General features: G+C 66.9%; 13 protein-coding genes and 3 pseudogenes. 6 read left to right on the forward strand and 10 right to left on the reverse strand.

Translation table 11 applies throughout. The annotated features are described in order from the left end of the window. The first annotated feature begins 12 nt into the window (after nucleotides 1–12). A complete protein-coding gene (locus E6G06_14995) occupies nucleotides 13–405 on the forward strand; it encodes a transposase (GenBank protein ID TML89120.1) in 393 nt (130 codons plus the stop codon). Between the two features lie 446 nt (nucleotides 406–851). Here the strand turns inward: E6G06_14995 and E6G06_15000 are convergent, their stop codons facing one another. Both E6G06_15000 and E6G06_15005 read right to left on the reverse strand, forming a co-directional pair. Beyond that, nucleotides 852–1,715 carry a hypothetical protein gene (locus E6G06_15000; GenBank protein ID TML89094.1) on the reverse strand — a complete coding sequence of 288 codons (864 nt, stop codon included), beginning with the start codon at nucleotides 1,713–1,715 and terminating at the stop codon, nucleotides 852–854. A 29-nt stretch (nucleotides 1,716–1,744) separates the two neighbouring features. Next, nucleotides 1,745–2,074, reverse strand: a complete 330-nt coding sequence (locus E6G06_15005; GenBank protein ID TML89095.1) for a hypothetical protein — start codon at nucleotides 2,072–2,074, stop codon at nucleotides 1,745–1,747. Between E6G06_15005 and E6G06_15010 the strand changes: the two genes are divergently transcribed. Continuing rightward, nucleotides 2,046–2,765 carry a response regulator gene (locus tag E6G06_15010; protein ID TML89096.1) on the forward strand — a complete coding sequence of 240 codons (720 nt, stop codon included), beginning with the start codon at nucleotides 2,046–2,048 and terminating at the stop codon, nucleotides 2,763–2,765. The genes E6G06_15005 and E6G06_15010 overlap by 29 nt on opposite strands. Before the next feature lie 101 nt (nucleotides 2,766–2,866). On the opposite strand, the pseudogene E6G06_15015 reads toward E6G06_15010, so the two are convergent. The 5 genes and pseudogenes from E6G06_15015 to E6G06_15035 form a co-directional block, all read right to left on the reverse strand. Continuing rightward, nucleotides 2,867–3,818: pseudogene (locus E6G06_15015) on the reverse strand (sigma-70 family RNA polymerase sigma factor). A 2-nt stretch (nucleotides 3,819–3,820) separates the two neighbouring features. Further along, entirely contained in the window at nucleotides 3,821–4,114 is a 294-nt protein-coding gene (locus E6G06_15020; protein TML89097.1) for a hypothetical protein, read from the reverse strand. A 102-nt stretch (nucleotides 4,115–4,216) separates the two neighbouring features. After that, a complete protein-coding gene (locus tag E6G06_15025; GenBank protein ID TML89098.1) occupies nucleotides 4,217–4,420 on the reverse strand; it encodes a cold-shock protein in 204 nt (67 codons plus the stop codon). Between the two features lie 215 nt (nucleotides 4,421–4,635). Further along, nucleotides 4,636–5,169, reverse strand: coding sequence for a CarD family transcriptional regulator (locus E6G06_15030; protein ID TML89099.1), 534 nt, complete (start codon nucleotides 5,167–5,169; stop codon nucleotides 4,636–4,638). A gap of 846 nt (nucleotides 5,170–6,015) precedes the next feature. After that, nucleotides 6,016–6,216 carry a hypothetical protein gene (locus tag E6G06_15035; protein TML89100.1) on the reverse strand — a complete coding sequence of 67 codons (201 nt, stop codon included), beginning with the start codon at nucleotides 6,214–6,216 and terminating at the stop codon, nucleotides 6,016–6,018. 279 nt (nucleotides 6,217–6,495) lie between these two features. On the opposite strand from E6G06_15035, the gene E6G06_15040 reads away from it, so the two are divergent. The 3 genes and pseudogenes from E6G06_15040 to E6G06_15050 all read left to right on the forward strand — a co-directional run bounded on the left by E6G06_15040 (nucleotide 6,496) and on the right by E6G06_15050 (nucleotide 7,546). Beyond that, nucleotides 6,496–6,699, forward strand: coding sequence for a hypothetical protein (locus tag E6G06_15040; protein ID TML89101.1), 204 nt, complete (start codon nucleotides 6,496–6,498; stop codon nucleotides 6,697–6,699). 182 nt (nucleotides 6,700–6,881) lie between these two features. Then, complete coding sequence (locus E6G06_15045) at nucleotides 6,882–7,145, forward strand: hypothetical protein (GenBank protein TML89102.1); 264 nt, start codon at nucleotides 6,882–6,884, stop codon at nucleotides 7,143–7,145. A gap of 125 nt (nucleotides 7,146–7,270) precedes the next feature. Continuing rightward, a pseudogene (locus E6G06_15050) lies at nucleotides 7,271–7,546 on the forward strand (catalase-peroxidase). On the opposite strand, the pseudogene E6G06_15055 reads toward E6G06_15050, so the two are convergent. Together E6G06_15055 and E6G06_15060 are read right to left on the reverse strand one after the other, a co-directional pair. Further along, nucleotides 7,541–7,798, reverse strand: a pseudogene (locus tag E6G06_15055) (integration host factor). The pseudogenes E6G06_15050 and E6G06_15055 sit on opposite strands and share 6 nt — an antisense overlap. Nucleotides 7,799–7,913: 115 nt before the next feature. Then, complete coding sequence (locus tag E6G06_15060) at nucleotides 7,914–8,285, reverse strand: MFS transporter (GenBank protein ID TML89103.1); 372 nt, start codon at nucleotides 8,283–8,285, stop codon at nucleotides 7,914–7,916. A gap of 234 nt (nucleotides 8,286–8,519) precedes the next feature. On the opposite strand from E6G06_15060, the gene E6G06_15065 reads away from it, so the two are divergent. Further along, nucleotides 8,520–8,867 (forward strand): NAD-dependent epimerase/dehydratase family protein, encoded by a 348-nt coding sequence (locus E6G06_15065; GenBank protein ID TML89104.1) that lies wholly within the window; start codon nucleotides 8,520–8,522, stop codon nucleotides 8,865–8,867. A gap of 620 nt (nucleotides 8,868–9,487) precedes the next feature. Here the strand turns inward: E6G06_15065 and E6G06_15070 are convergent. After that, nucleotides 9,488–10,273, reverse strand: coding sequence for a hypothetical protein (locus E6G06_15070; GenBank protein TML89105.1), 786 nt, complete (start codon nucleotides 10,271–10,273; stop codon nucleotides 9,488–9,490). Nucleotides 10,274–10,355 lie beyond the last annotated feature (82 nt).

Here is a 10,355-nt window from a genome sequence, read left to right on the forward strand (position 1 = left end):
GTCGTGACCGCGATGGAACAACGCGGTGCCGTTCCCCGCCACTTGATCCGCGACCGCGACACCAAGTTCAGCCGCGCCTTCGATGACGTCTGGCGTTCAATCGGAGCGCGGATCATCCGCACGCCCGTGCGGACGCCGGTGGCCAACGCGTTCGCCGAGCGATGGGTCGGCACCGTTCGCCGCGAGTGTCCCGACCATCTGCTCGTCGTCGACCGTCGCCATCTCCAACGAGTACTGGCGATCTTTGTCGGGCACTACAACCAGCGCCGACCCCATCGCGGCCTCGGTCTCCGCTCGCCCGATGATCCTCCCGCGGACGCAGCGACCGCGGTGCCGCTGGAGAACCTCCGCCGTCACGACGTCCTCGGCGGACTCATCCACGAATATGAACTCGCCGCAGCATGACGATCGAGTTCTGACACCCAACACGGGATACTCGACGGAGTATGTCAGCGGGTAGTCCATCGCCTTGCTCCTCTCGGCACGTTCGACGACAGGTTACGACCGGAGCAACGGGCTTGGGTGGGGCCCGAGCCGTCTCGAGCGCTCGAGAAACGCCGATACCGGCACTCGCGGACCGGGTCGACATAGCCATTGCGCTCAGGCGTCCGCGCCCATCTGTAGCCTTTCGACTCCAACTGGCCCTGGCTGACGTTCTGTCACGTCGTTCGCTGCAACGCTTTGCTAAGAGCGGATCGCCGAATCGGTACTCCACGTCATCGCTGGTCGCGATGACGGGCGCGACCGTCGAGATAACCGGATCTCCAGTTCTGGGCGTGTCCACGATCGCGCGCGGGCCGCTCTGGCGTGGCGTAGGTTCGACTAGACGGGAGGGCACTCATCGCCGGTGATCATCCAGCTGCCGACCACCCATCACCTCTGGTGAAGTCAGCGCAGCAGACCCGGTAGGCGGCCTTGGTGTCACCGCGGGGCCGTCCCGCGTACCACAGCCGCAGGGTGCCGTCCTGGAGCCTGAGCGCACACGGGCTTCTCAGGGCGAGGCTGTCGATCCCATGCTCACTGGGCGACAGGGTGACGCCCCGGCGCTGCCAGGACACCCCGTCTTCGGAGGCGGCCATCTGGATGCTCGGCTCTCCGTCGTCGTCACTGACATAGAACATGTAGAAGTGGCGCTGGGAGTGCACCACCCACGGCTCCGACACCGCGGTCTCGTCGGGCTCGGGCGCGAGGATGGTCCCCACCCGGTCCCAGGAGGCGCCGGATGGGGACACCGCCGCGAGGATCGAGGCTCGCCGTCCGTTGTCGGACCCGTCATAGCCCGAGTAGAAGATCCACCAGCGCTCACCGGTCACCAACAGACAGGGGTGGCTGGCGCCCACCGCGTCTTCCTCGCCGCGCTGCATGAACGTGCCGTGGGCCTGCCAGTGGTGGCCATCGGGCGAGGTGGCCATGTGCAGGCGAGTGTCGGCGCCGTCCGAGCCGGCGTAGGCCATGAGATAGCCACCCGGCGTCGCCACCACCGACGGCGATTCCACACCGTAAGCGTCGGTCTCGCCCGCCAGTCCGGCATCGATGCTGATGCCCACGCGCCGCCAGGGCTGGCCGGGCTGCTGGATCGCCTCGAGGACCCGACCGGTCGACCCGTCGTGGCCCGAGTACCACATGCGCAGTGCTCCGTCATCCTCTTCAAGCACCGACGGTCCGAACGCCCGCAGGCGCTCAAGCTTCGCGTTGAGGCCTGATGTGGGGAACATGGGACCTCGGTGGTCCCACCCCGCGACGGTCACTCCGCCAGCAGCATGACCCGAAGCCGCTCCACGGTGCGGAGTCGCCGGATGACGTCGTCCGGTCCGAGCTGCTGGCTGGCGCGTACGCCCTCGGCCATGGTGTCGAGGCGGGCCAGCTCTTCACGACGGAGGCTCTCCCGCTCTCCGAGGGGCTTGCGCCGGAGGGCGCGGTTGAAGGCGTCGTTGGCTTGGTGGGCCCGCCCGTAGCCCAATGCCTTAGCGACCGCGACAAAAGACTTCCCGCTCGCCCGCAGTCTTAGGGCCTTGTCGTCGCGGGCGAACTCGTCCTCTACCCTGATGTCGCTCCGGTCGGTCTTCGCATCCATGCCCGTCTCCTCTCTTCGCTCAAGAAGAGGCGACAGGACGGTCGAGCGGCGGTCGCCCGCCGAGGAGGCGTCCCTTCCAAGGGCCACCCTCACGCTACACCCGCGAGGTCGGGACGGCTCTGGCGGCGTAGGCTTCTTGTTGTCGGACCGTGCTCGCGGAGCCGGAGGACTCGAAATGGTCTCCATCCCCGCCCCCCACAGCGTCGAGGACTGCCGCGTGAGCACGGTCGAAGCCCAAGCCATTCGGACCCTTCGTGTTGTGCTGGTCGATCCCCGGGCTGAGCGGCGCCGGCTCGTGCGGCAGGTGCTCGAGGGCCCCGGGCTGATGGCGACGGTGATCGGCGAGGCAGACAGTCAGGCCGCGGCCCTTGCGCTGCTTGAGCGCCACGATGTCGATCTCGTCATCCTCGAGATCCAGATGCCGGTCCAAGAGGGTCTCGAAACGATCGCCGCGCTCCGCGACCGTTTCTCGCGGTTGCGGATCGTTGTCTGCTCCTTCCATCGTGACGTCGCGACCAAAGCGCGCGCTCTGGATCAAGGGGCGGACGCGTACCTCGACAAGCCTGTGAGCGCCGACGACCTCAAGGCCGTGCTCGGGCGACTCTTTGCAGACTTCGCCCCCCAGCGACAGTCGCCCCTGGAGGGGTGGCCTTCGTCCCCACATCGCTGGGGCGAGCCCGCGTCCCAGTAGGCATGGGTGCTCCTGGTTTTCCCCCTCCTGTTTCGATCGACGATCTGGTCACGCGATCGACGAAGAACCTCTCGCTTCCGGACTCCGGGGGCTGCGCATCATCAACGGTCAAGGATTTCTCTTACCGATCTGTTCGCGATGTCAGGGTCGCGCAGCTTCGTCAGGGCCTTCGCCTCAATTTGGCGGACCCGCTCGCGTGAGAGATGGAATTCTCGGGCGACCTCCTCGAGTGTGCGCGGATCACCTTGGTCGAGCCCGAAGCGCAGGCGCAGAACCTTGCCCTCTCGCTCGTCCAAGAGATCCAGAAGCCGCTTGACATCGTCCCGCAGTACGGCAGCGGCCGCGAGTTCGAATGGTGACACCGCCGAACCGTCCTCGACCCTATCGCCTACCTCTGCGTCGCCGTCCGTCCCGAGTGGCTCGGAGAGCGAGCGAGGTTCCAGGGCGCAGCGAAGTGCCTCGAGGAGGCGCCGCTCGGACACCCCGAGCTCTGCGGCTAACTCGGCGCGGGTGGCGGGGCGACCCAGACGCCGTTGGAGATCGTTTCGGGCGTGAGGAACCCGCATGGCGAGATCGCCTACGTGCATCGGCAGCCGGATCGTGCGGCCCGTGTTGGCGATGCCGCGCGTAATGGTCTGACGGATCCACCAGGTCGCATAGGTGGAGAACTTGAAACCCCTGCGCCAGTCGAACTTCTCCACCGCATGGATGAGACCCAGGTTGCCTTCCTGAACCAAGTCGAGCAGGGGGAGTCCGGAGAGCTGGTAACGCTTGGCGATGGCGACCACGAGACGGAGGTTCGCCTGCACGAAGGCGGTGGTCGCGTCGTCGCCGCGACGTACCTCCCGCTCCAGGTCTCGGCGCTCAACACTGGTGAGGTTGCGGTCGGGGCGCTGAAGCCGGCCCTCTCGCCGCCACGCCTGTCTCGATCGTGCGGGCGAGGTCCGCCTCTTGGTCCTTGCTCAACAGCGGGTGCCTGCCCAGGTCGCGCAGGTAGAGGTGCACGAGGTCCTCGTCCCGCCCCTGCGACCCCCAGGCGCCCCGCGAGCCCACGGCTATGGCGCCAGCAATCGTGTGCGGAGGTGCTCCACCGTGGCCAGACGGCGCGCCAGCTTCCCGTGGTCGCGGCCGACAGCCCGCACCTTGTCCGCCAGAGCGTCGCGACCGGCCAGCTCCGAGGATCGCAGCTGCGTCCGTTGTGACTCCGGCGCACGGCGCCGAGCGAAGTTGATGGCTTCCATGGCGTGAGCCCTGCGCCCGTACCCAAGATCGTTGGCAACCCGCGCCAACGAGCCGGCGGCGCTGCGAAGGTCGAGAGCGTGTTGATCACGCTCGGGCGGGTCGGTCATGTCCAGCTCCCTTTGACCGCGACAGGGGCGCCACCTGCTGAGCTTTGCGAGCACGGCTGGCATGACGGGGCGGGATCCGCCCCAACCCGGCGAGTGTGCGCGTCAGACGGCGCGCACACCGCTCGCTTGCTGGCCCTTCGGGCCTTGTTTTACGTTGACCTCGACTCGTTGTCCCTCGGCCAGCTCGCGATAGCCCTGCATCTGGATTTCGGACTGGTGAACGAAGAGATCCTCGCCGCCGCCGTCGGGCGTGATGAAACCGAAGCCCTTGGTCGCGTTGAACCACTTGACCGTGCCCACTGCCATCTTTCTCGTAGCTCCTCTGCCTCCACGCCATCGAGTGTGCGGGCGTCCGAAGAGGGGACCGGCGCGGCGGGCGACCTGCGTGGTATGGCCGAGCGCGCGAACACACTCTAACCCGCCCAAACCTGCCAACCCTCGACGAACGCGCGTGCAGCCGAATGAGCGCGACAACGGCGCCGTCTGCCTCGGCGTTGACCGAACGGATCCTCGAGCACGTGTCAGGTGCTCGGTCGCGAGGGCTCGGGAGAGGTTGCGACGAGCGGTACGGTCGAGCGTGCCAGGATCGCGTCGATCTGCTGATCGGTCTCCTTGTCGCTGATGCGCATGGCGATGCTCAGCTCCGCCACGAGAGTGCGTCGAGCGGTGCCGAGCATCCGCTTCTCCCCTGCGGACAGCGGTCGTTGCTGGCCCCGACAAGTGAGGTTCCGCACCACTTCAGCCACCTGGTAGATGTCGCCCGACTTGAGTTTGGCCATGTGGTTCTTGAAGCGCCGCGACCAGTTCAGGGGAACGTGGGCGTCTCGCTTGGCCAAGGTGGCCAACACGTCCGTGGCCTCCTCCGCGCCGATGATCTCCCGCACGCCCACCTGGTCAATGCCGTCGACGGGGACCAGGAGGGTCAGGTCGTCATGGGTGACGTGCAGGACGAGATAGTGCCGGTTCTCACCGAAGGCGCGGCGCTGCTCACGTCCTTCGATGACAGCCACGCCGTGGTGGGGATACACGACAGCGTCTCCAACCTTGAAGGACATCCTCCGCTACCCCCCGTAGACACCCCAGGATAGGCCGCTACCCGATGCGCCGACTCCACGCGTGCTGGGCCGGTGCTGCCCTGACCCGTCCCTGCCGTACCCGACCCCCGCTGCATAGCCGGTCGCGAACTCCGACAGGCATGACCGCGCAGCCACGCCGAGGTCACCTTCTACCCTATGGGTGCCGGAACCGCATTCGGGCGCGGGAGAGTGTCGACGACGACCGTCAGAGAGCTGCTCGAGCTCCCACGACCTCGGCGCTGATGCTGCCGCTGGGCCCTACGTCGATTGTCATGGGCCTGCGGCCGGCATGGATGCGCGATGCCGCCTGCCGAGAGCGACGATACGCGCAGCCACCGCGGTGCTAACGGCAGCGAGGACCAGCTCACCAGCAGCGATGGTGACGCGCTGAGAGCCGGCGAAAGCAACCACCCCAGGCGCCGCCCGCCCGCTGGGAAGAGCGGGCGGGGGCTATTCGCGACCGCGCGGCGGTCAAACCCCGACCCGCACCTGGCGAGAACGGGGTTGGGTGTCCTCGCCAGTGCGGGCGACGGGTTGGAAAACGCGGTCGCCGTGTCGTCGAGGGTGGCGGGACCCTCGACAACTTGAGTCTGCGGCGCGACGGGCGCGATGACAAGGGCGGGGTCTGCGCGAGCTCGTGGAGGCGGTCGAGCTTCCATAGACGCCCCGGGAGTACCGTTACACCGTCGCCCCGGGGGCGTGCCCCGAGCTCTGCACAGGACATGCACGAGCTGTCCGTCACCGGGGGCGGCCCTCGAGCGTCTCCGCCCAGTCTGCGCGTCGTCGACGAGACCCCCTCGACCTGGGAAGGGCTGCACCTATGCGCTAGATGCCGTGGTCGGACCTCGGGAGGAGCTGGATCGGATTGATCAATGCTTCGTCGCCCGACTGGTCCGCGGGGTCGCGACGCCAACGCACCAAGCCGCAGACCGGGCAGCGCAGCCGGTTGATCGGCCCGGGTTCAAGGGCAACCACACTCACCAGGGTGCCGCAATGCTCGAAGGTCGTCGTTTCGAGAAGATCCACCGCCTCAAGGGTAGTGGCTTCGCGGCGGGCGAATTTCGCGATGCACGCAAGGGCTCGTGCTGCGCCTGAGGAGAAGTCGCTGAGGCGTTCTCCGAGGCTGAGCAGTAGCCTTTCACCCGTCGCCCCCGGGGGGCTGGACCCTTAGCTCCGCATCACCGTGCACGAGCTGTCCGTCACCGGGGGCGACGTTGCGCCGGGCGACCCGAGCGCGTAACGGGTGCATTCGGTGCTCTTCTTCGCAAGAGCCAGCGGCGGTAGCCCTCGCCTAGCGTGAGGGTTGTGGACGACCGACAGAAGCAAGAGTTCCGGCGCGTCAAGCTGCGAGAACTGAGCGATGCGGATCGGGGCTACCGTGCGGCGTTCCGGGAACTAACCAGCGCCGGCGGCTTAGAGCCCTCGTCATTCGCTGCGCTCCTTGCGGCAGTTGAACGTCTTTACGGTGTTTTGCGGCGCCTGGACAAGGAGGGGCGCAGCGAGAAGTAGCCGCTCAGTGCCGCGCGGACCGAGCACGGGCCTTTCGTGAGGCCACCTCGCGCCCTAGACCTATCCGCGCCGGGCAGCTGCGCCCAGCCTGCAAACGGCCGAGCGGAGGTCGCCCTGGACGAGGAGCGAAGGGAGGCGCCGCTGGTGACGCTAGACCGACGCACACGCGGCTGTCCGAGGCGGTGAAGGAGCGGCTGCGTGTGTCAATCGAGGGTGAAGACTTCCCGGTTCACCTGACACTCGACGAGGCCGAAGGCATCACTCGCGTGCTCTGGGAAGTCGTCGGTCACATGGGCGACGACGTGGGCGAGAAGGGGTACGAGTTCAACCTGATAACCCGAGCGCGCGAGGTGGCGACCGGCCTGCAGGCCGCTGTGTTGGCAAGCGTCGCGCGCAGCGGTCCGCATCTCGTGCGCGACATGGAGGAAGACGAGCAGCGGAGTTAGGCCGTCGCGCCAGATACCTGCCGCCCGGCATCTCGACCAAGCCCACGCGGTGAGCATCGAACTGGGATGCGCGAGCGAACTCGTCGGTGATCATGTGCGATGGAGCCACCTCCAGTCGTGACCGGGAGACGCTGCTTGTGGAGCGGGCCAACTTCCTGACGCTGACCGCTCCCGAGATGACGGTGCTCGTCGGTGGCATGCGTGCCCTGAACGCCAACTTCCGGCAGTCGCAACATGGTGTCCTCACCGACAAGCCCGAGACGTTGACCAACGACTTCTTCGTGCACCTGCTCGACATGCGCACGGAGTGGAAGGCATCCGCCTCGGCCGAGAACGTGTACGAGGGTCGCGACCGGGCCACGGGCAAGGTCAAGTGGACGGCCGCCGCCGTGGATCTCGTACGACTTGCCCGCCTTCACACGCGGCACGGTCGCGGCGGGGATCTGGATCTCCGCGCCGGTACCCGGATTGTGGCCGGTGCGGGCCTTCCGCTCTGTCCGGTCGAAGCTCAAGAACCCGGGCAGCTGCACCTTGTCGCCCCCGGCGACGGCTTCGACGATGACCCCCTCGAACGCGGCGAGTACCTCGCTCACGGTGGCGGCCGACTGCCCCGTCCGTTGGGCGATGGTATTTACTACTTCGGCCTTGTTCATTGGCGGTCTCCATTCCGCGACGGGCGAACCCGGCGAATCACGGGAGCGGCAGTCGTCTGGGCGCTTCGGACGGGACCCTAGGTCTACCGGGACGTCGAGGTCGCCAACTGCTCCATCACGACGCTACGAGTCCTCGACGGCGTGCGCCGGCCGATAGGACCGCGGTGCCGGCGGCCGACAGCACCGCCGCGTAGACGAAGGCCCACTCTGGGTTGGTGACGGTGAACAGCACGCCGACGACGACGCTGGAGACGAGGTCGCCGACGCCGTCGACAAGACCGAGCAGTCCGAAACCTCGCCCTCGGATGGCCGGGTCCAGCAGTTCGGCGGCGTGCGCGCCTTCGCCGGTCTCAACCAGCGCGGTCGAGGCTCCGACCGCGACGAACAAGACGGCGAGCACCAAGACGCTGGCGGAGCCGAGCGCAAAGGCGACGCATGCCACGCCGAAGAGTGCGACGCCGGCAACGAGGACCGGTCGTCGCCCGATCCGATCAGCTGCAGCCCCGGCGGGGTAGGCGGCGACCGCGTTGGCTGCGTTGTGGCGGCGTAGAGCAGCACCGCGACCGCGGCGGCATCGGGGTTGGTGCGGCCGTGGTCATGCAAGAGCTGGGTGGCTCGCAAGATCAACAGCGTGGCCGAGAAGTTGCCGAGGCCGTAGAGGCCGACCCCGGCCAGCAATCGCCGGAACGGTCCCCGACTGCGCAGCAGCGTGCGCAACACCGTGGGTCCCCGCCAGCGCGCGGTCGGCGGCATGGTGGTCCCCCGACTGGTGCACCAGGCGCTGCGGGGCGAGCCCCTCACGGTCTTCGGCGACGGCCACCAGACCCGGTGTTTTTGTCACGTGGCCGATGTTGTCGACGCGATTCTGCGGGTCATGGATCATCCCGACGCGGTGGGCGAGGTCTTCAACGTGGGATCGCAGGAGGAGATCTCGATCAACGAGCTGGCATCCTCCGCAGGACCCCGACCCCGGCCGGCATCCAGCGGATTCCCTACGAGCAGGCCTACGAGCGCGGCTTCGAGGACATGCGGCGGCGGGTGCCCGACACCACCAAGCTCCAGCGTCTGACCGGTTGGAGCCCTGCGACGGCTCGACGACATCCTCGACGAGACGATCGCCGAGGCGGCTCGAGCGCGAGCCGATCAACGCGACGCTTTCCTCGCGTCCATCTGACGGGAGACACCGCGTATTCGTTTGGTGGTAACACATCCGGATTGATCCGCGTGCGTTGACGGGACGACAACCTGCCCGCGCTAGGCAAACGAGCCCGAGGCGCTGCCCGCGGGAGGCGACCGGGTGATCGCCCTCGACAACTTGTCGAACTGCTCGGCGTGCGGGTCGTGTTCGGAGGCCTCACTGTCGGTCAAGGAGCCGCCGAATCGTCTTCCCGTCTTCCGCGAAGTCTTTGATGTCCAGTTCGGCCAGCTCCTTCAGCAAGGACACCTGCGCCGTGGCGAGTTACTCGGGCCAACCCGTCCTGTCGGGCTGCTCGGGTGCTAGCACCACCAGGACGTTGTCGCCGTGACGGTGAATCGATGGAGCGGTGAGACCATGCCGCGCGGAATCACTCACGCCACCGGTGACACGTCTCGGGTTGAAGGCGGAGCGAAACGACAATGCTCGGACTCACCGCGCCCGTCGGGTGTCGACTGCTGATGGCATCGGGACCGTCTCCTAGGTTGCGACGTTCAGCGATACAACTGCAGCCGCACATTCTCGTCGTTCCGAACGACGAGAATGGCTCCGCTACCCTTTCGCCACTGCTCTGGCAGTAAGAACATCCGTCCACTCGCCTCGATCAGCAACCGGAAACCCCGGTATCGGTACAGAAATCGCTGACCCGGACTCGCGGGAAGTGAGAACTCGTGGACTCCCGGGTAGCGCACAAATAGCTGCTCCGTCGTGTCCAGCACCACGGCGGGGCGATCTCGCAGGTGCTCTGCTGCCACAACGGCCGACCCGCGACCGTAGGCAGCTGCGAAACTGTTAGTGGCCCAAAACAAGCTCAGAACCAGGATGCCCAGAACAATTGCCACGCTTGCTTGTTCCAGCACGGAGTTTGCCGAGTCCTTTGAAGCTGGCACCGCGATTGCCTGCCAGACGTATCGCCCGTAGGCGGTCGCTGCGACGCCAAGCCCGAGGCACAGTGCGCTGGAAGCCATCGGCTCGGATCGGGAAACCGCTGGGACCAAAACTCCGATTATTCCGCGCCCAACTGAGGCGACGCCCGCCGCGGCCAGGCAGATGGACGCGATCCGGATTTGGCGAAGACGTCTGCCAGACGCGATCAGTCGTAAGGCGGCCATGTGACCCCAAAGCCCCAGCAGGGCCGCAAAGAGAAGCGCACCGACAGGGAGAAAAAGCGCTGCTGCGCTCCGCAGAATAAAATCTTGGTTCGACAGCCGCAGGGAGCTCAGGTTAATCCCGAAGTAGCCGTACTCCGCCGTCGTCGCGACATACCCGTAATAAAACAACAGCGCGGTGAGGACGGTCGTGGGTGCGAGAACGCTTGTGAGGAGCTTGATGCGCCTTTCGACGACGCCACTGCCCTCGTCG

This window comes from Actinomycetota bacterium (assembly GCA_005888325.1).
Lineage (GTDB): Bacteria > Actinomycetota > Acidimicrobiia > Acidimicrobiales > AC-14 > AC-14.

Bases quoted from the DNA above. Each gene is read 5' to 3' on its own strand.
- E6G06_15005 (TML89095.1), bottom strand. From the start codon at position 2,074: ATGGATGCGAAGACCGACCGGAGCGACATCAGGGTAGAGGACGAGTTC.
- E6G06_15020 (TML89097.1), bottom strand. From the start codon at position 4,114: ATGACCGACCCGCCCGAGCGTGATCAACACGCTCTCGACCTTCGCAGC.
- E6G06_15030 (TML89099.1), bottom strand. From the start codon at position 5,169: ATGTCCTTCAAGGTTGGAGACGCTGTCGTGTATCCCCACCACGGCGTG.
- E6G06_15025 (TML89098.1), bottom strand. From the start codon at position 4,420: ATGGCAGTGGGCACGGTCAAGTGGTTCAACGCGACCAAGGGCTTCGGT.
- E6G06_15000 (TML89094.1), bottom strand. From the start codon at position 1,715: ATGTTCCCCACATCAGGCCTCAACGCGAAGCTTGAGCGCCTGCGGGCG.
- E6G06_14995 (TML89120.1), top strand. From the start codon at position 13: ATGGAACAACGCGGTGCCGTTCCCCGCCACTTGATCCGCGACCGCGAC.
- E6G06_15010 (TML89096.1), top strand. From the start codon at position 2,046: ATGTCGCTCCGGTCGGTCTTCGCATCCATGCCCGTCTCCTCTCTTCGC.